The sequence below is a fragment of the Microvirga pudoricolor genome, assembly GCF_016892705.1.
Lineage (GTDB): Bacteria > Pseudomonadota > Alphaproteobacteria > Rhizobiales > Beijerinckiaceae > Microvirga > Microvirga pudoricolor.
Genome location: NZ_JAFEMB010000005.1, coordinates 345572 through 364810 on the forward strand (window position 1 = coordinate 345572; position 19239 = coordinate 364810).

At 64.5% G+C, this 19239-nt stretch carries 18 protein-coding genes; 11 read left to right on the forward strand and 7 right to left on the reverse strand.

Annotated elements, in window-relative coordinates:
* The first annotated feature begins 326 nt into the window (after nt 1-326).
* Complete coding sequence (locus ILT42_RS17645) at nt 327-3113, forward strand: Rne/Rng family ribonuclease (RefSeq protein WP_204217017.1); 2787 nt, start codon at nt 327-329, stop codon at nt 3111-3113.
* Nucleotides 3114-3383: 270 nt separating this feature from the next.
* Here ILT42_RS17645 and ILT42_RS17650 read toward each other — a convergent pair whose 3' ends face one another.
* Nucleotides 3384-4565, reverse strand: a complete 1182-nt coding sequence (locus ILT42_RS17650; RefSeq protein WP_204217018.1) for a pyridoxal phosphate-dependent aminotransferase — start codon at nt 4563-4565, stop codon at nt 3384-3386.
* Nucleotides 4566-4722: 157 nt separating this feature from the next.
* Between ILT42_RS17650 and ILT42_RS17655 the strand changes: the two genes are divergently transcribed.
* The 5 genes from ILT42_RS17655 to aat all read left to right on the forward strand — a co-directional run bounded on the left by ILT42_RS17655 (nt 4723) and on the right by aat (nt 9074).
* Nucleotides 4723-5511 (forward strand): DsbA family protein, encoded by a 789-nt coding sequence (locus tag ILT42_RS17655; RefSeq protein ID WP_204217019.1) that lies wholly within the window; start codon nt 4723-4725, stop codon nt 5509-5511.
* A gap of 354 nt (nt 5512-5865) precedes the next feature.
* Nucleotides 5866-6336, forward strand: a complete 471-nt coding sequence (gene accB, locus ILT42_RS17660; RefSeq protein WP_204217020.1) for an acetyl-CoA carboxylase biotin carboxyl carrier protein — start codon at nt 5866-5868, stop codon at nt 6334-6336.
* A 5-nt stretch (nt 6337-6341) separates the two neighbouring features.
* The gene (gene accC / locus ILT42_RS17665; protein WP_204217021.1) at nt 6342-7700 is read left to right on the forward strand and encodes an acetyl-CoA carboxylase biotin carboxylase subunit; all 1359 of its coding nucleotides are present in this window, start codon (nt 6342-6344) and stop codon (nt 7698-7700) included.
* A gap of 3 nt (nt 7701-7703) precedes the next feature.
* Entirely contained in the window at nt 7704-8306 is a 603-nt protein-coding gene (locus ILT42_RS17670) for a class I SAM-dependent methyltransferase (RefSeq protein ID WP_204217022.1), read from the forward strand.
* 93 nt (nt 8307-8399) lie between these two features.
* Nucleotides 8400-9074: a leucyl/phenylalanyl-tRNA--protein transferase gene (gene aat / locus ILT42_RS17675; RefSeq protein ID WP_204217023.1), complete on the forward strand. Its 675-nt coding sequence runs from the start codon at nt 8400-8402 to the stop codon at nt 9072-9074.
* On the opposite strand, the gene ILT42_RS17680 is transcribed toward aat, so the two are convergent.
* On the reverse strand, nt 9071-9691 hold the full coding sequence (locus tag ILT42_RS17680; RefSeq protein ID WP_407664612.1) for a DUF2155 domain-containing protein: 621 nt from the start codon (nt 9689-9691) through the stop codon (nt 9071-9073). The genes aat and ILT42_RS17680 overlap by 4 nt on opposite strands.
* A gap of 176 nt (nt 9692-9867) precedes the next feature.
* On the opposite strand from ILT42_RS17680, the gene ILT42_RS17685 reads away from it, so the two are divergent.
* Complete coding sequence (locus ILT42_RS17685; RefSeq protein ID WP_204217025.1) at nt 9868-10473, forward strand: hypothetical protein; 606 nt, start codon at nt 9868-9870, stop codon at nt 10471-10473.
* Between the two features lie 9 nt (nt 10474-10482).
* A complete protein-coding gene (locus ILT42_RS17690) occupies nt 10483-11253 on the forward strand; it encodes an aldo/keto reductase (RefSeq protein ID WP_204217026.1) in 771 nt (256 codons plus the stop codon).
* 1 nt (nt 11254) lies between these two features.
* On the opposite strand, the gene ILT42_RS17695 is transcribed toward ILT42_RS17690, so the two are convergent.
* Together ILT42_RS17695 and ILT42_RS17700 are read right to left on the reverse strand one after the other, a co-directional pair.
* Nucleotides 11255-11482: a hypothetical protein gene (locus ILT42_RS17695; protein WP_204217027.1), complete on the reverse strand. Its 228-nt coding sequence runs from the start codon at nt 11480-11482 to the stop codon at nt 11255-11257.
* Nucleotides 11483-11500: 18 nt separating this feature from the next.
* Complete coding sequence (locus ILT42_RS17700; RefSeq protein WP_204217028.1) at nt 11501-11911, reverse strand: NADH:ubiquinone oxidoreductase subunit NDUFA12; 411 nt, start codon at nt 11909-11911, stop codon at nt 11501-11503.
* A 706-nt stretch (nt 11912-12617) separates the two neighbouring features.
* On the opposite strand from ILT42_RS17700, the gene ILT42_RS17705 reads away from it, so the two are divergent.
* The 3 genes from ILT42_RS17705 to ILT42_RS17715 are packed head-to-tail and all read left to right on the forward strand — an operon-like array spanning nt 12618 to nt 17827.
* Entirely contained in the window at nt 12618-16307 is a 3690-nt protein-coding gene (locus ILT42_RS17705; protein ID WP_204217029.1) for a vitamin B12-dependent ribonucleotide reductase, read from the forward strand.
* Nucleotides 16308-16325: 18 nt separating this feature from the next.
* Nucleotides 16326-16949, forward strand: a complete 624-nt coding sequence (locus ILT42_RS17710) for an ImmA/IrrE family metallo-endopeptidase (RefSeq protein WP_204217030.1) — start codon at nt 16326-16328, stop codon at nt 16947-16949.
* A 17-nt stretch (nt 16950-16966) separates the two neighbouring features.
* Entirely contained in the window at nt 16967-17827 is an 861-nt protein-coding gene (locus ILT42_RS17715) for a hypothetical protein (protein WP_204217031.1), read from the forward strand.
* Between the two features lie 180 nt (nt 17828-18007).
* Here the strand turns inward: ILT42_RS17715 and ILT42_RS17720 are convergent, their stop codons facing one another.
* From ILT42_RS17720 to ILT42_RS17730, 3 genes are all read right to left on the reverse strand, one after another.
* A complete protein-coding gene (locus ILT42_RS17720) occupies nt 18008-18301 on the reverse strand; it encodes a GIY-YIG nuclease family protein (RefSeq protein ID WP_204217050.1) in 294 nt (97 codons plus the stop codon).
* A 96-nt stretch (nt 18302-18397) separates the two neighbouring features.
* A complete protein-coding gene (locus tag ILT42_RS17725) occupies nt 18398-18742 on the reverse strand; it encodes a hypothetical protein (protein WP_204217032.1) in 345 nt (114 codons plus the stop codon).
* Nucleotides 18743-18809: 67 nt separating this feature from the next.
* On the reverse strand, nt 18810-19239 hold a 430-nt coding region (locus ILT42_RS17730; protein WP_204217033.1), incomplete at its 5' end, for a transposase.

The window sequence follows — 19239 nt, forward strand, 5'->3', positions numbered from 1 at the left end:
GCCGTTTTTTGCCGATGGTCAGCCCAGGCTGCCCCATCGTTTTCGAAAGGGCCGTCGTCGAATGGTTGCACAGGCTCAGTCAGTCATGACTGCCTCAGTGGCATCCATCGATGCGCGCGATCGGTTTCGCGTCCGCCCATGTTCCGCTTCAATCGGCATGGCGTCGGCCCAGTTCAACCCAGAATGCGCCCCATCGCGGCGCATGATGGCGATCGACAGCATCCCCCTAGCATTTTCAGCCCGTCGGCTCATCCGGCGCGGCCTCCCGCCCTTCAAGCGGTTCCTGCAACAGGTCTTGCCCTCGATCGCCATGTCGAGAGTTCAACATGGCAAACAAGATGCTTATCGATACCTCCCACCCGGAGGAGACCCGGGTCGTGGTGGTGCGTGGTCAGAAGGTCGAGGAATTCGACTTCGAGTCGGCTAGCCGCAAGCAGCTCCGTGGCAACATCTATCTGGCGAAGGTGACCCGGGTCGAGCCGTCCCTTCAGGCGGCCTTCGTGGAATATGGCGGCAACCGCCATGGATTCCTGGCCTTCAGCGAGATCCACCCCGATTATTACCAGATCCCGGTCGCCGACCGGCAGGCCCTCCTCGAAGCCGAGGCCGAGGCCCAGCGCGAGGAAGAGCAGGAGGAGGAGCGCCGCCGAAACCGCCGCCGCCGCTCCGCCCCCAAGCAGGCCGCTCCCGACGAGACCGTGACGTCCCCGGCGGCCGAGCCCGAGAGCGAGGATTCCCCGCCGGCCCAGGATGGCGGCGAAACCAGCGAGGAAGGCTCGGCCCTGATCGTGCCGGACGTCTCCTTGGGCGAGGACCACCAGACGCCGGCTCCGGCCGAGGCCGTCGATGAGGCCTCGGCGGACGAGGCTGGCGTCCAGGTCATGGACACGCAGGTCGCGGTCACGGACACGCAGGTCGACGCCGCCGTCGTCGAGGCTGGAGCCGAGACGGAGGCCCCGGCCGGTGACGACGTCGAGGCGGATCACGACGAGGACGAGGGCGACGAGGACCAGCCCGAGGAGCACGAGATCGTCGAGCAGCTCGGCGGCGACGACGCCATCGAGGACATGCCGCGACGTGCCCGCCAGCACCGCAAGCAGTACAAGATCCAGGAAGTGATCAAGCGCCGGCAGATCCTGCTGGTGCAGGTGGTCAAGGAGGAGCGCGGCAACAAGGGCGCGGCTCTCACGACCTACCTGTCGCTCGCGGGCCGCTATTCGGTGCTCATGCCCAATACGGGCCGGGGCGGCGGCATCTCCCGCAAGATCACCAACGCGGCCGATCGCAAGCGCCTGAAGGAGATCGCCCAGGAGCTCGAGGTTCCGGACGGCATGGGAATCATCCTGCGCACGGCCGGCGCCTCCCGCACCAAGCCTGAGATCAAGCGCGACTACGAGTACCTGATGCGCCTGTGGGAGAGCGTGCGCGAGCTGACCCTCAACTCGGCCGCCCCCGCCCTCGTCTACGAGGAGGGCTCCCTCATCAAGCGGGCGATCCGCGACCTGTACAACAAGGACATCGACGACATTCTCGTGTCCGGAGAAGATGGCTACCGCGAGGCCAAGGACTTCATGCGCATGCTCATGCCGAGCCATGCCAAGATCGTCCAGCCCTACCGCGAGCCGCAGCCCCTCTTCGCCAAATACGGCATCGAGGCCCAGCTCGACGCCATGTTCTCCAACCACGTGACCCTGAAATCGGGCGGCTACCTCGTCATCAACCCGACCGAGGCCCTGGTTTCCATCGACGTGAACTCGGGCCGTTCGACCCGCGAGCACAATATCGAGGACACGGCGCTCCGCACCAACCTCGAAGCCGCCGAGGAAATCGCCCGGCAGCTCCGCCTGCGCGATCTCGCGGGCCTCGTGGTCATCGACTTCATCGACATGGAGGAGAAGCGGAACAACCGCGCGGTCGAGAAGAAGCTCAACGAGTGCTTGAAGAACGACCGCGCCCGCATCCAGGTGGGCCGGATCTCGCCCTTCGGGCTGCTCGAGATGTCGCGCCAGCGCATCCGGACCGGCGTGCTGGAATCCTCCTCCGTGGTCTGCCCGCACTGCGCCGGCACCGGCTTCGTCCGCGCGACCTCGTCGGTGGCGCTGCACGTGCTGCGCTCCATCGAGGAGACCCTGATCAAGAATTCGGGCTTCAACCTCGTCGTCCGCACCCGGATGGAGGCCGCCTTCTACATCCTCAACCAGAAGCGCATTCACCTGCGCGAGCTGGAGACCCGCTTCGGCGTGGCGATCTCGATCATCGCCGACGAAACGCTGGTGGGCACCACGAACTACACCGTCGAGCGCGGTGAGCCTGCCCTGCGGATCGAGCATAAGGCCCCCGCCACCGGGATCCAGATTGACGCCATAGCGCCGATGGACGAGCCTGAGGACGAGGATTTGCCGCTGGAGGACGAGGAGGAGGCCGCCGAGTCCGAAGCCCGATCCGACGAGGAGCGGGGTGAGGAGGACGGCAATGGCCGCCGCCGCCGCCGCCGTCGTCGCCGTCGCGGTCGGGAGCGGGAGGCTGGTTCGGCCGACTCCGACCAGGACGGTTCGGCCGGTGACGAATCCGACGAGGAGGAGGGCTCCGAGGCTGACGAGACCGCCGAGGCCCGGGATACCGCGCAGGAAACGGCCGAGGCCCAGGACGGGGGTTCTGCCGACGGCGAGGTCGCCGAGGCCAACGGCAGCGAAGAGCGCAACGGACGCCGGCGCCGGCGCGGCCGCCGGGGTGGCCGCGGTCGCAGCCGCGACGAGAACGGCGAGTTCATGGCCGAGGGATCGGCCGAAGAGGCAGCTGAGGCGCCTGTCGAGGGCACCGGGAACAGCGAGGCAGGCGAAGTCGCGTCGGCCGCTCCGGAAGCGGCGGGCGAGCCCGAAGTCCAGAGCGCTCCGGCCGTGACGGAGAGCCATCCGGTCCCGGCCGCCGGTCCCGAAAGCATCGTGACCGTCGCTCCCGTCGAGCCCATCGGGGCGGGTCCCGACGCCGAACGGCCGCAGCCGGCGGAACCGGAGCCGGAGCCCGTGGCCGTGGTCCTGACCCCACCCGACCCGAGCCGCCCCAAGCGGGCCGGCTGGTGGTCGCGGGCCAAGCAGGTTCTCGGCGGCGAGTGATTTCAAGACGCCCCGGTTCGACGAACCGGGGCGTTTTCGCATCCGCTGGACGGGGCGATCGAAAGGCCTTATCGGCGTCACCCCGACTCGTGCCCGCTCAGACCAATCCTCTGGAGGCAGCCGACCGAGATGGACGACCATGGCGGCCACAGGTGCTCGGTCGAGGATCTGACCGCCGCGCCGCGACTTGACACTCTTGCCCCTCGGGGTGAGCGCAGCGCTTCATTCTGCGGATCGCCGGAAAGCGTCCGTCTCCGCCCTGCTCCGAGCCTATTTCAGCCAGGCCCCGAGGCGTGCCACCGTCTCGCGGCAATCGTTCTCGGAACCGGCGAAAGACAGGCGCAGGTAATGCGAGCCCTCGATGGGATCGAAGTCGAGCCCCGGCGTCGCGGCGATTCCGGTCTCATCCAGCATCCGCTTGCTGAACGCGATGGAATCGTTCGTGTATCGGGCCACGTCCGCATAGATGTAGAAAGCGCCGTCGACAGGGTGCATCTCCGACAGGCCGATGCGCGGCAGCTCGTTCAGCAGGAGCTCGCGATTGCGCGCATAGCCGGCCCTCACCTCTTCCAGCTCGTCGACCGCGTCGAAAGCGGCGAGCGCTGCCACCTGCGACAGATAGGGCGGGGAGATGTAGAGGTTCTGGGCCAGCCGCTCCACCGGGCGCACGAGCCGTTCGGGCACCACGATCCAGCCGATGCGCCAGCCGGTCATGCAATAATATTTCGAGAATGAGTTAATGACGACCGCGTCGTCATCGGTTTCCAGAGCCGTGGTGGCCGGAGCCGCATAGGTCAAGCCGTGATAGATCTCGTCCGACACGAACCAGAGGCCCATGCGGCGGCAGGCCGCGCCCAGGGCGCCCAGGGCGTCGCGGCCGATCATGGTTCCGGACGGATTGGCCGGGCTCATCGCGAGCACGCCGTGAAAGGGCTTGTCCGCGTAGGCCTTCTCGATCGCGCTCGCGGTCATGATCCAGCCATCGGCCTTGCTCAGGGGAATGGTCGCCGGCTCGATGCCCAGAGCCTCCAGGATGTTCCGGTAGGCCGGATAGCCCGGCGCCGTGATGGCTACCCGCTGGCCCGCGTCGAAAAGGCTCAGGAAGGCCAGCACGAAGCCGGCGGACGAGCCCGTGGTGACGATCACCCGTTCCGGTGCGACGTCGACCCCGTAGGCCTCCCGGTAGTGTCGGGCGATCCGCTCCCGTAGGGGGGCGATGCCCAAGGCCTCGGTGTAGCCGATGCGCCCCGCCTCCAGCGCGGCCTTCGCGGCTTCCCTCGCGGCCCGGGGTGCGGGGGCCGAGGGCTGGCCCACCTCCATATGGATGACGCTGTCGCCGCGCCTTTCTTTCGCCGCAGCGGCGCTCAAAACATCCATGGCCAGAAAGGACGAGACCCGGTCCATTCTGTGGGCGATGCGGGGGGTCGAGAAGATGGCGGCGTTTTTGGTCATGGGGAGCCTCGTACCCTCTGGCGCCGCCGGCCTCAACCGGCAAGGCTTCGGGATCGGCTCGACAAAGCCGTGAATTGACGCCTGACTGCCCGACCCGCTAACCCATGCGACAACCCTATCGCTTCGGAACCGCCCGGAGCCCGTCAAAGGACCGACGATGCGCTTCTCTCTCCTGAAATCCTGGCGGATCGCCGCCGCCGCCGGCACCGTCATAGGTGCCCTGGCTCTCGGTTCTGCGGCCTCGGCCCAGACCCCGGCCTTCAACGAAGGGCAGCGCCAGGCCATTGGCGAGATCGTCCGGGACTATCTCATGAAGAACCCCGAGGTTCTCCAGGAGGTGATCGGCGAACTCGAGAAGCGGCAGGCCGATGCCCAACGGGTAGCCCAGGCGGGCGCCCTCAAGGAGACCCGTGAGGCGGTTCTCAACGCGCCCCATTCCTACGTGGTGGGCAACCCATCGGGCGACGTCACTCTCGTCGAGTTCTTCGACTACAATTGCGGCTACTGCAAGCGGGCGCTGGCCGACGTCCGAACCCTCGTCAAGTCCGATCCCAAGCTGCGGGTGGTGTTGAAGGATTTTCCGGTCCTCGGGCCGGATTCCGTCGAGGCGAGCCGGGTCGCGCTGGCGGCCCGCAACCAACTCCAGGGCGACAAGCTTCTCGACTTCCACGTGAAGCTGATGGACAGCAAGGGCCGGGTGAACGGCGAGCGGGCCATGGCGGTCGCCAAGGACATGGGTCTCGACGTCGCCAAGCTCCAGAAGGACGTCTCCGGCGCGGACGTGCGCGACGCCCTGCAGGAGAACGCGGCCCTGGGCGACAAGCTCGGCCTCACGGGTACGCCTGCCTTCATCATCGGCGACGAGGTCATCCCCGGCGCCGTGGGCCTTGAGCCGCTCAAGGGCGTCGTGGCCAGCGTCCGCCAGTGCGGCAAGGCCACCTGCTGACCCGCCGCAATTGCCCCAAGGGCATCGCCGATTCGCCCGGACGCCTCCACGGAAAGCCTTTGGAGGAAGCCTCTGGAAATCAGGCGCTTCCCCTTTCCCCGGGCCCGCCTTTTGGCTAAGAGGGCGCTTCCGCCTCCGCGAGGGAGGCACCGGAGCGCCTTTTTGCTGCGATGATCGCCACGCTTGTCCGTCACGGACCCACCCCGACCCTGCCCGGTCGTCGAGATGCCTGGACCCACGGCCGCACCCCTGCGAGCCGGGATGGGTCGGCTCCCGCGCGAGGTATGGCGGCCTGGGTCATGGCAGGCCCCGGAAGGCGCCGTTCCCGATTTCTCAAGCCCAAGAGATAACCCCATGCCCAAGGACAACCCTTTCGACCCGGATCTCGTGCGTGAATTGGCGAACCTGATCGCCGATACGGATCTGACCGAGATCGAGGTGGAGAAGGGCGACCTTCGCATCCGCGTGGCGCGCACGGTCACGGCCGTGACGGTTCCGGTCTCGATGCCGTCCGTCGCTGCCGCGCCGGGCGCCGTCATGGCACCGCCGCCGGTGGCCGAGGCCGCGCCGACGGTCAAGCCGGCCGCCCATCCGGGCGCGGTGCTCTCGCCCATGGTGGGCACCGCCTACCGGAAGCCTTCCCCGGAGGCGAAGGCCTTCGTGGAGATCGGCTCCAAGGTCGCGGTCGGCGACAAGGTGCTGCTGGTGGAAGCCATGAAGACCTTCAACGAGATCGTTGCCCCCCGCGCCGGCACAGTGACGGCCATCTTCGTCGAGGACGGCACGCCCGTCGAATACGGCGAGCCGCTGATCATCATCGAGTGAGCCCGATGTTCGACAAAATCCTGATCGCCAATCGCGGGGAGATCGCCCTGCGAATCCTGCGCGCCGCGAAGGAGCTCGGCATCGCCACCGTGGCGGTCCACTCCACCGCCGACGCGGACGCCATGCACGTGCGTCTCGCCGACGAGAGCGTCTGCATCGGCCCTCCGGCCGCCCGTGACAGCTACCTGAACGTTCCGGCCCTCATCGCGGCCTGCGAGATCACAGGCGCCGACGCCATCCATCCGGGCTACGGCTTCCTGTCCGAGAACGCCCGTTTCGCGGAGGTTCTCGAGGACCATCGCATCACGTTCATCGGCCCCAAGGCGGAGCATATCCGCATCATGGGCGACAAGATCGAAGCCAAGCGCACCGCCAAACGTCTCGGCATCCCCTGCGTGCCGGGGTCCGAGGGCGGCATTACCGACGAGGACGAGGCCAGGCAGGTCGCCAAGACGATCGGATACCCGGTCATCATCAAGGCGGCGGCGGGCGGCGGCGGACGCGGCATGAAGGTGGCGCGCAACGAGGACGACCTCCTGTACGCCCTCGCCAGCGCCAAGACCGAGGCCAAGGCCGCCTTCGGGGATGATGCGGTCTATATCGAGAAGTACCTCGAGAAGCCGCGCCATATCGAGATCCAGGTCCTGGGCGATGGGCGCGGCAACGCCGTGCACCTGGGCGAGCGCGATTGCTCGCTCCAGCGCCGCCACCAGAAGGTCTGGGAAGAAGGCCCCTCGCCCGCCCTGAACCTGGAGATGCGCGAGCGCATCGGCGGCATCGTCGCCAAGGCGATGCAGGAGCTCAAATACCTCGGCGCCGGCACCATCGAGTTCCTCTACGAGGATGGCGAGTTCTACTTCATCGAGATGAACACCCGCATCCAGGTGGAGCATCCCGTCACCGAGATGATCACGGGCATCGACCTCGTGAACGAGCAGATCCGCCTCGCGGCCGGCGCCCCCCTCTCCGTGAAGCAGAGCGACATCAAGATCGAAGGCCACGCCATCGAATGCCGCGTGAACGCGGAGCATCCCTCCACGTTCCGCCCCTCCCCCGGCACGATCAGCTATTTCCACCCGCCCGGCGGCCTCGGCGTCCGCGTGGATTCGGCGGCCTACCAGGGCTACCGGATCCCGCCGCATTACGATTCGCTGGTGGGCAAGCTCATCGTCCATGGCCGCACCCGCAACGAGTGCCTCATGCGCCTGCGCCGGGCGCTCGACGAGTTCGTGGTGGACGGCATCGACACGACCCTGCCGCTCTTCCGCACCCTGGTGCGTAACCCGGACATTCAGAACGGCCAGTACGACATCCACTGGCTGGAAAATTTCCTGAAGACCGGCGGATTGGGCGAAGAGGCCTGATCCATGCCGCGCTTTCTCCATGTCGGCTGCGGTCCGAAACGCAAAGATCGGACCGTCGAGGCCTTCGCGTCCCCTCAATGGGAGGAAGTGACCCTCGACATCGACGAGAGCGTGGCTCCGGACATCGTCGACAAACTGCCCGAACTCGCTCACGTGGTACCGGGCAGCTTCGATGCGGTCTATTCGGCCCATAACATCGAACACCTGTATCCGCACGAGGTGCCACAGGCGCTCGCCGCCTTCCACCGGGTGCTCAAGAACGACGGGATCGCCGTCATCACCTGCCCGGATCTGCAATCCATCGGCGAGAGGCTTGCGACGGGCGATATCGACCTGCCGCTCTACGAGAGCCCTCGCGGGCCCGTCGCGCCCCTCGACATGCTCTACGGCTTCCGCCCGGCCATGCGGGAGGGCAACCTCTACATGGCTCACCACACCGGTTTCACCCTGGCGTCGCTGCGGCGGGCCTGCGATGGCGTCGGATTTTCCGGATTCGTGGGCTTTCGGCGGCCTGACCGGCACGATCTTTGGGCGATGGTGGCCAAGGGCTCCCGCAGCAAGGACGAGCTTCGGGATCTCGGGATGCGGCTTCTGCGTCCTCTCTGACCGCAATATACCCGGACTCCATCCGAGGTTTCGGCGCGCATCCGTGCCGGATGCGGTCTTGAGCGTCGTCGGCGTCGTGCTACCTTAACGGCGATGCGTGGCGATCAGATCGACATCACTCCCGAGGTTCTGCTGAAGGCGTATGCGGCCGGGATCTTTCCCATGGCGGAGGACGCGGACGATCCCTCCCTGTTCTGGGTCGAGCCGCGCGAGCGCGGGATCATTCCCCTTGGCACCTTCCACATCACGAAGCGGCTGGCCCGCACGGTGCGGTCAGACGCCTTCACGGTTCGGGTGGATCACGATTTCGACGGCGTCGTCGCAGGATGCGCGGCCCCTGGCCTCGACCGGGAAAAGACGTGGATCAGCCGGCGCATCCGTGACCTTTATGGCGCGCTTTTCGACGCCGGTCACTGCCACACGGTCGAGGTCTACAAGGATGATCGTCTCGTGGGCGGCCTCTACGGGGTGCGGCTTCAGCGGGCGTTCTTCGGCGAGAGCATGTTCCACCAGGAGCGGGACGCCTCGAAGGTCGCCCTCGTGCATCTCGTGGCGCGCTTGCGCCGAGGCGGTTTCAGCCTTCTCGATACCCAGTTCGTCACACCCCATCTGGCGCAGTTCGGAGCGATCGAGATCCCCCGGCGCGACTACAAGAGAATGCTCCATGCGGCCATGGGCCAGGAGGCGGACTGGTACACCTGGCCCACCGGCCGCACCGTCTCCGGCGCGGAAGCCCTGGCGGAGCTGCCGGGTTCCCTGGAGCCCTAGCGGTCGTTGGTGCGCTCGTTGTTGATCACCGGCGCCTGCTGGGGCTGGATGACGCGCCTCGCCGGCCGCTGCGGCTGAACCTGGGGCTGGGGTTGAGGCGCGGCTTGCGGCTGCTGGATGGGGGATGGCGCCATGATGTCGCCCGGCTGCCCTGGTGAGCCCGGTCGGGCGGAGGCGGGCTCCTGGCGGATCGGCGGGGGCTCCTCGGGAACCTCCTTGGGCTCCGCGATCACCTGGGTGCCGCCTTTGCAGTCCACGAGCCAGATGTCGTAGACCGGGTGCTCCATGCCGTGGAGGCCGGGGCTCGAGGCGAACATCCAGCCGGAAAACACGCGTTTGGGCTGCCCGTCGAGGCCGGCATCGTCCACTTCCACGAAGGTGCTGGTGTTGGGGTTCTCGTTGGGCGGCTTGGTGTAGCAGACCTTCGGTGTCATCTGGAGCGAGCCGAACTGCACCGTCTCGTCCACGGCCACCTCGAAGGAGACGATTCGGCCCGTGATCTTATCGAGCCCGGAGAACACGGCGGTCGGGTTCTTGATGCGGTCTGCCTGGGCCGCGCCCGCGCCGAGCGTCATCAGAGCGAGAGCCAGCGTCGCCCGCTTCAGTCCAAAGCTCATCCCGTCGAAACTCATCCCGAACGCCCACGCCTCATGCGCCGCGGCCCAATCGGCCGCATCCAGCTTGCGCAGACGCGATACCATGCGAACGGTGTTCTAAAAAGGGCAGGTCCGTGCGAAAGCTGGGCAGGAAACCGTCAAAGCGCCTCGCGGGACGACGGCGATGAGGGAGCCAGATGCAGACCATATCGGACGCCGCCCGGCTCAGTTTGGGCTTCATGAGCGCGGCGCAGACCGCCGCTCTCGGCGAGGCGGGAATCCTCGTGCCCGACCCCCATTCCACACTTGTCTCGGCCGGGATCGACCTGGCGCCCGGCGTGGTGATCTGGCCCGGAACGGTTCTAAGCCTGACCGGCGGCAGCCTTTCCATCCGCTCGGGAACGCATCTTTACCCCGGCACCCGCATCGTGGCCGAGGGCGGGGCGATCGCGATTGGGTCCGATGCAGAGATCGGCGAGGAAGGCGGGTTCACGGTCAAGGCCGGGGTAGGCTCGTCCATTGCGATCGGCAGCCGCGCGCGGCTGCTGGGCGGAGGCTCCCTCCTCCTGTCAAACCACCTCGGTGACGGCGCGCAGGTTCTCGGTCCGATCCGCTGTCAGGAGTGCCGGCTCGGCACGGGCGGGAGTCACCGCGAGCCCGATCCGGACCTGCGTGGGGGCGTCCTGAAGGGTATGGGGGTCGCGCGCGGGATCGAGGTCCCCCAGGGATACGTCGTGCAGGCCTTCGGCCTTTTCTCCGAGGCGCCCCTGCGTCTCCAGACCCATTTCCATCCCAAACCTTAAGGCCCTGTCATGACCCGTCCGGCACTGGATCTCCGACTCGGCCTCGGACTCGTCTCTCTGGGACGGGTCTGGGGTGTCGCCCAAACCGTCCCGCCCGATGATGAGGCCGCCCAGAGGCTCCTGGAGGCGGCCTGGACGCTGGGCATCCGCATCTTTGACACGGCCCCCGCCTATGGGGCGAGCGAGGCGCGTCTCGGGCGGTTTCTGCGAAGCCGCGCCGAGGCCGAAGCGGCCTCCGCCTTCGTCATGACTAAGGCCGGCGAGGAATGGGATGAGGCTAAGGGCGGGAGCCGCGTGAACCATACCCGCGATGCGCTGCGGCGGAGCATCGACCGCAGCTTCGACCGCCTCGGGCGGATCGATGTCCTGCAAGTGCACAAGGGGACCCGCGACGTGGTCGGCCATCCGGACGTAGCTTCAGCTCTCGCCTATGCCCGCGAGCGCGGCGTCTCGGGATTCGGGGCGAGCGTGACGGACATGGAAGCGGGCCGGGTTGCCATCGAGACGGGCCTCTATGGGTTCCTGCAGTTTCCGTTCAACCGAGCCAATCCTGAACTGGCCGATCTCGTCGCCCTCTGTCGCCGGAAGGGCGTCGTTCCGGTGATCAACCGCCCCTTCGCCATGGGCGCCCTGGTGACCGAGGGACCGTTCGAAGCCGCCGCCCAGGAGGCGTTCGGGTTCCTGAAACGGGAGGTCGGATCGGGCATCGTCCTCACCGGCACGGGAAAAGCCGCGCACTTGGCCGAGAACGTCGAGGCATTCCACCGATCCGATCCATAGACTAGCGTGAGCGGCCCTCGAATGGATCGGGAGCCGGGTCCGTCATGGGCCGGCCTTCGTCGTCCCGGCGCTTGGCATGCTCGAGCACGCAGGCGGGCGTGCACAAGAGCCCCTCATCCGACCAATAGGCCGGGCCGCTTTGGGCCTTGCCGGCATGATAGGTGAAGGCCGGGTCGCCATAGGGTCGCCCGCAGACGATGCAGGCGCGCGGCGTGGAACGGTTGAGCATACGTGAGAGCCGATGGGCCTATTCGCCCGGCGTCCAGGGCACATAGTCGCCGGTGGCAGCGGGGCGCTGGCCCGTTGAGAGCTGCGAGCCGGACGGGCGGTAGGCCAGGGGTGTGCCGGTCATGTTCGGGATATGCGGCTTTTCCCACTCGCGCGGCGTGTAGGTTTCCTCGCTCGGCGGAACGTCGCCGTTGTGGCAAAGCCAGGCGCGCCAGCCGGGCGGGACCTTCGAGGTGTCGGCGACGCCGTTATAAATGACCCAGCGGCGTTCCGAGCCCACGTTGGAATCGATCACGTGCCCTTGGGCGCGGTAATACGTATTGCCGAACTCGTCCTGGCCCACGAACTGCCCCTTGCGCCAGGTGTAGAACCGGGTGCCCATGGTCTGGCCGTTCCACCAGGTGAAGAACTGCAAAAAGAACTGTTTCATCGCCGCCGCCGGGGAATCCGCGTTGGGATCCGATAAGGGGTCTTAAGATGGCGCGGAATATGGCCCCGTGGGCGTTGTAAGTCCAGCCTTGTCATCGAGTGGAAGCTCCGTGATTCCCCACGCCCCGATTCTGGTGGTCGGACGGGCGATTCTCTGGGACTTCCAATGCTTTTAGGGAAATTCTCCCATAGGCACGGCTATGGTTAACGATTGGTAAACGGGTTTGCCGACAAGGCGCCGCTTGTGGGTGCTTAGTCACCTATTAACCACGACCGGGAATAGGTTCCGGAAAAAGCCGAAAATATCGGATTGGGATTCGTGAAGGAGTCTCCGAGGCTTAGCCGGAGCTGAGCCAACTATCCACAGGATTCACACCAAAACACAAGATATAGTCGGGAACGACTCCCCTCGACACTAGTTCTTGACGTGAGGCTCGCAAAACGACTAGCTTGGCGGGGTGCTGATCAGAGATCGGCGACCGGTTCGGAAGAACCGGAACCACTCCCCCAAAGGGCTGAGCGTCCAGGCCACGTGGCAGGCTCCTGCCGTGCGGTTTTTCGGCGTCTGGAGTGATCGCCGCTCGGTCGTTGCGCGTGTCAGGTCATCCCTCGTTGAGGGGTGCCGGAGTGTCTAACAATTCTGGTGGGTCAGGCTGCGGCGATGTCGCGGCCCGGGGATGCTTGTCCCCGATTTGAGGAACAGTGCCATGCGGATCGAGCGGCGTTACACGAAGCCGGGGCAGTCGCCCTACTCCTCCCTCGCCTTCCGGCTCGCCACGAGCGAGATCCGCAATCCGGACGGGTCGATCGTCTTCAAGCTCGACAATATCGAGGTGCCGGAGACCTGGAGCCAGGTCGCGTCGGACGTGCTGGCCCAGAAATATTTCCGCAAGGCCGGTGTCCCGGCCCGCCTGAAGAAGGTTGAAGAGAACGACGTCCCGTCCTGGCTGTGGCGCTCGGTGGCCGACGAGGCCGCGCTGGCAGAGCTGCCGGAGGATGAGCGGATCGGCTCCGAAATCTCCTCCAAGCAGGTGTTCGATCGTCTCGCGGGCTGCTGGACCTATTGGGGCTGGAAGGGCGGCTATTTCTCGTCGGAAGACGACGCCCAGACCTTCTATGACGAGCTGCGCTTCATGCTCGCCAACCAGATGGTGGCGCCGAACTCCCCGCAATGGTTCAACACGGGTCTGCACTGGGCCTACGGCATCGACGGGCCGAGCCAGGGCCACTATTACGTGGACTACAAGACCGGCAAGCTCACCAAGTCCAAGTCTTCTTATGAGCATCCACAGCCGCATGCCTGCTTCATCCAGGGCGTCGAGGATGATCTGGTGAACGAGGGCGGCATCATGGACCTATGGGTTCGCGAGGCGCGCCTGTTCAAGTACGGCTCGGGCACGGGCTCCAACTTCTCGCGGCTTCGTGGCGAGGGTGAGCGGCTGTCGGGCGGCGGACGCTCGTCGGGCCTCATGAGCTTCCTGAAGATCGGTGACCGCGCGGCCGGCGCCATCAAGTCCGGCGGCACCACCCGCCGCGCCGCCAAGATGGTGGTGGTGGACGTCGATCACCCGGATATCGAATCCTACATCGACTGGAAGGTGAAGGAGGAGCAGAAGGTCGCGGCGCTCGTGACCGGCTCCAAGCTCGGCAACAAGCACCTCAAGGCCATCATGAAGGCCTGCGTGAACTGCGAGGCCGAGGGGGATGCCTGCTTCGACCCGGAGAAGAACCCGGCCCTCAAGAAGGAGATCAAGCTCGCCCGCCGGGTGATGATCCCGGACAACTACATCAAGCGCGTCATCCAGTTCGCGCGCCAAGGCTACACGGATATCGACTTCCCGATCTACGACACCGATTGGGATTCCGACGCCTACCTCACGGTCTCCGGCCAGAACTCCAACAACTCGGTCTCGCTCACCGACGACTTCCTGCGCGCGGTGGAATCGGACGGCGACTGGCACCTGAAGGCCCGTAAGGACGGCAAGGTCACCAAGACCCTGAAGGCCCGCGACCTGTGGGAGCAGATCGGCCACGCCGCGTGGGCGTCCGCCGATCCCGGCCTGCACTTCAACACCACCATGAACGATTGGCACACCAGCCCCGCCGGTGGCCGCATCCGGGCGTCGAACCCCTGCTCGGAATACATGTTCCTGGACGACACGGCCTGTAACCTAGCCTCGGCCAACCTGCTTCAGTTCTTCGACCGCAAGAACCACAAGTTCAACGTCGAATCCTACGAGCATGCCTGCCGTCTCTGGACCATGGTTCTCGAAATCTCGGTGATGATGGCGCAGTTCCCGTCCAAGGAAATCGCGCAGCTCTCCTATGAGTACCGCACGCTCGGCCTCGGCTTCGCCAATATCGGCGGCCTGCTGATGACCATGGGCCTCGGCTACGACTCGGATGAAGGCCGCGCCCTCGGCGGCGCCCTCACGGCGATCATGACCGGCGTGTCCTACGCGACCTCCGCCGAGATGGCGGGCGAGCTCGGCGCGTTCCCGAACTACAAGGCCAACGCAAAGCACATGCTGCGCGTCATCCGCAACCACCGCCGCGCCGCCCATGGCGTGTCGGAGGGCTACGAGGGCCTCAGCAACAACCCGGTTCCGCTGGATCACGCGTCCTGCCCGGATCAGGATCTGATCGCTCACGCCCGCCAGGCCTGGGACCGCGCCCTGGAACTCGGCGAGCAGCACGGCTACCGTAACGCGCAGGCCACGGTGATCGCGCCCACCGGCACCATCGGCCTCGTGATGGATTGCGACACCACCGGCATCGAGCCCGACTTCGCGCTGGTGAAGTTCAAGAAGCTCGCGGGCGGCGGCTATTTCAAGATCATCAACCGGGCCGTGCCCGATGCGCTCCGCGCGCTCGGCTACCGTGAGCACGAGATCGCCGAGATCGAGGCTTACGCTGTCGGCCACGGCTCCATGGGTCAGGCTCCCGCCATCAACCCATCCACGCTGGCCGCCAAGGGCTTCACGCAGGACAAGATCGACGCGGTGGAGAAGGGCCTGAAGAGCGCCTTCGACATCAAGTTCGTGTTCAACCGCTGGACGCTCGGCGAAGACTTCCTCACCGGCGCCCTGAAGGTGCCTGCCGAGAAGCTCAACGACCCGTCCTTCGACCTCTTGCAGCATCTCGGCTTCTCGAAGGCCGACATCGAGGCCGCCAACATCCACATCTGCGGCGCCATGACCCTCGAAGGTGCGCCGCACCTCAAGACCGAGCACTACGCGGTGTTCGATTGCGCCAATCCCTGCGGCAAGATCGGCAAGCGCTATCTCTCGGTGGAAAGCCACATCCGCATGATGGCGGCGTCGCAGCCCTTCATCTCGGGTGCGATTTCCAAGACCATCAACATGCCCAACGACGCCACCGTCGAGGATTGCAAGAACGCCTACATGCTGTCCTGGCGCCTGGCGCTGAAGGCCAACGCGCTGTACCGCGACGGCTCCAAGCTCTCGCAGCCGCTGAACTCCGCTCTCATCGCCGATGAGGAGGAGGATGCGGAGGACGCGGTCGAGACCCTGACGGCGCTTCCCGCCGCCGCCAAGGCCGCGAACCTCTCGGAGAAGATCGTCGAGAAGATCGTGGAGCGCGTGGTGGCGATCCGCGACCGCGAGAAGATGCCCGACCGCCGGAAGGGCTACACCCAGAAGGCCGTCGTCGGTGGCCATAAAGTGTACTTGCGTACTGGCGAATACGACGACGGCCGTCTCGGCGAGATCTTCATCGACATGCACAAGGAAGGCGCGGCCTTCCGGGCGATGATGAACAACTTCGCCATCGCGATCTCGCTCGGTCTCCAATACGGCGTGCCGCTGGAGGAATACGTGGAGGCCTTTACCTTCACGCGCTTCGAGCCGGCGGGCTTCGTGCAGGGCAACGAGCGCATCAAGAGCGCGACCTCGATCCTCGACTACGTGTTCCGCGAGCTCGCGGTCTCGTATCTCAGCCGCAACGACCTCGCCCATGTGGACCCGTCCGAACTCGGACCCACCACCATCGGGTCGGGCGAGAACCAGTCGAAGGCCCCCGAGGCCGCCCCCGCCACGCCCTACATCTCCACGGGCTTCGTCCGCGGCGCCGCCGACCGCCTCATGGTCATCCCCGGCGGCATGGGCACCCCTGCCCCGCGCACCGGCGGCCTCACCATGGGCGCGGTTGCGCTGAAGGAAGAGCCCGCCGTGCAGGCGGAAGCGAAGGTCGGTGAAGCGGAGATGTCGAAGCTGGCGTTTTCAGCTCCCGCCCCGTCAGTCGCGGATCGTCGGGCTGAGGCGAAGATGAAGGGCTATGTAGGAGAGTCGTGCCCTGAATGCGCGAACTTCACGCTGGTGCGGAACGGGACGTGCTTGAAGTGCGATACTTGCGGCAGCACGACGGGTTGTAGTTGAGGTTCAGGCTGGGGAGCTATGGGTAAAAACTTCAAAGCTCCCCATTTCTGGCGAGAGGAAGACCTTGCGCGTTTAGCAACAAAGCATAGGGCGCTATCGCCTAAAGCTCAGGAGCCAAATTTCAATGTCGTGGAGTTCTTCGGCAACGATCTTCCGAAGATCATTCGCTGCCCAATCAAAGTATCCCTAAGAAATCTCGCGGGCCATGAGGATTGGCCCGCATTTGTTTCAGGCGGCAAACCTGAACTTATTTGTGATGACGAAGTTTGGGAGCACTCAAAGTTAGGTGATCCAGACGCGCGATATATACTCGCGCATGAGTTCGGACATCTTGTGCTTCATAGCGGTCACGCTCAGCACTTCAGCGATCCTAATAACGAATTTCACAGCTGGCATATGGAAGAAGAAGGCGTTGAGTGGCAGGCGCATACCTATGCACGTTACTTGCTGGCTCCAGACGAACTAGCTAGAGCGTTCCTTAACTCGGGCGAGATGGCTACTACGTGTGACATCCCGATTTGGTTGGCCAAAAGACGCTGGGAAGAAGTTAACAAAGGAATGCTCTCAGGTAATGTATGTCCGAATTGCGGAGATTTCACCGTATCGCTGACTGGAATTTGTTTCAATAATTGCAAGATCTAAACCAATCTGGTCCTCGAATGGGTGAACGTTCCTTAAAATTTAAAAGATTTGCCAGCAAGCACCCCAGCTGCTGTTACTGCGGTGGTGTCCATGACACGACCGAAATCGACCACATGCCTCCTCGCAATATGTTCGAAGGCAAAGCTAGACCGAACGATTTCGTTTTCCCTGCGTGCGCAGATTGTAATCGACTCAGTTCGCTCAGTGAATCTGTCTGCACTATGCTTTTTAGAACAAAGGCCTTCGTCAACAATAATCGAACACATGACGACGAATTAGAAAGAGTTATCCGGGACGTTTCCAGAAATGATCCTGATGTTCTAACGGAGATGTTTTTCCACGACCCAAAACTACTTCGCAAGAAAATGCTCTTGCAGCGCGAGCTTGGGACGGGAGACTTCGATATCCTGGCTATTGGTCCAATAACGAGAACCTATATCTATAATTTTTGTGCGAAAATGGGCCTCGCAGCTCATTATAAGCGAACAGGTTTAGCTGTTCCGAGAACAGGTATAGTCATCTCGGATGTGAGAATTGGACCCGAGTACATAAAAGGCGAAGTGCCCGACCTAAATTACCTCATTGAGGAAGAGGGCACCCTGCGACAAGGACAATGGTCTGTATGGAATCAGTTTGCCTATAGATTTGCTCAAACCGAAAAACCAGATATTGGGCTATACCAATTTATCTTCCACGATAATGCCCTAGTCACCTGTGTTATCTGTCACGATAAAAATTTGATTTCTGTTGAATACCCCTCTGAGCTTGCTCGGACGCCAGGTGAACTATTCTTGAGCCCCGGCAGATTTCCGGACCATCGATTGCCAATTAAGGCAACTGGATACATGAGCAACACGTTAAGACTGATAGCGAACTAATCGTCATGGCCGGGCTTGACCCGGCCATCCACGGGCTACGTCGGAAGACGTGGATGCCCGGCTCAAGGCCGGGCATGACGGTGGGGGTATGTGGCTCGAACGAGATGAGACGCTGGTTAGCGTTGGTGGTACTGCGAGCGATTGGGCGCATCGACAATGTGGGCGCGCCAACGCACGACACTACTGGTTCAGCACCTCATAGAGATCGTCCCATTCCGGGTTCATCGCGTGGATCAGGTGCACCTTCCAGGCGCGTTTCCAGTGCTTCATGGTGTGCTCGCGCTGGATCGCGGTGCGGATGTCGTCGTGCCATTCGTACCAGACGAGGCGCTTCAGGCCGTATTCCTTCGTGAAGCCGTCGATGCGGCCCTCGCGGTGCTGCCAGGCACGTAAGGAGAGGTGGCTCGTCACGCCGAGATAGAGCGTACCGTTGCGCCTGTTGGACATGAGATAGACCCAGCCGCCCTTCTGCATATCGCAATAGTATAGCGGATTTCGACAAGCACAACCGTCATGCGCGGCCTTGAGCCGCGTATCCACGAACCACGTCGTAAGACGTGGATGGCCGGGTCAGGCCCGGCCATGACGAGGGTTGGGTTCATGATGGATGGAGGATCCTTGGCGCGGGAGCGACAGCATGTCGTGACGCATGGATGCCACCGGCAACTGCCGCCAATCCCGCACATCTCCGTCCTCTACCCGCCGCACGACCCAGCGGCCCTGCCCGTCCAGCGCGATCACGTAAGCCGCCCCCTGCCCCGCCAACGCCCGCACTACGTCACGCAGAACCCGCGCCATGCACCACGTCACGCCGATGATCGTCGCAGCCAAAGCCACAATGCAGAGCGCCTGAATCGGCTCGGAGGCGGTGTGGAATTTGGACAGGGCGTCGGCCCAGGCGCTGTAGGGCTCCATCGCGTACTCCCCTGATGTAAGGCGACCACCAGCGGGGCTGGTGGTCGGGGAGCGACTGTGTTGAGTGTCAAGCGTGTTTGGGGTTCCAAGTCTGGTTTGTTCGGACGAGGGCGTTGAGGATGACGATGAGCTTTCGCATGACGGCGACGAGGGCGACCTTGGGCTTTTTGCCGGCGGCGCGGAGCTTTTGATAGAAGGCCTTCAGCTGGGCGTTGTTGCGGGTGGCGGCGCCCATGGCGGCCATGTAGAGGATGCGGCGCACGCTGGCGCGTCCGCCGCCGATGGCGCGGTATCCGTGCTGCTTTCCGGAGTCGCGGTTGAGCGGGGCGACTCCGACCAGGGCGGCGATCTGCTTGGCGGAGAGGCGTCCCAGCTCGGGCAGCTCAGCGAGCAGCGTGCGGGCGGTGATGGCGCCGACGCCCGGCACGCTTTCGATGATGTCCTTCTTGCGCTGCCAATCCTCGTTGGCGCCGATGAGGTGATCGAGGGCCTTGTCG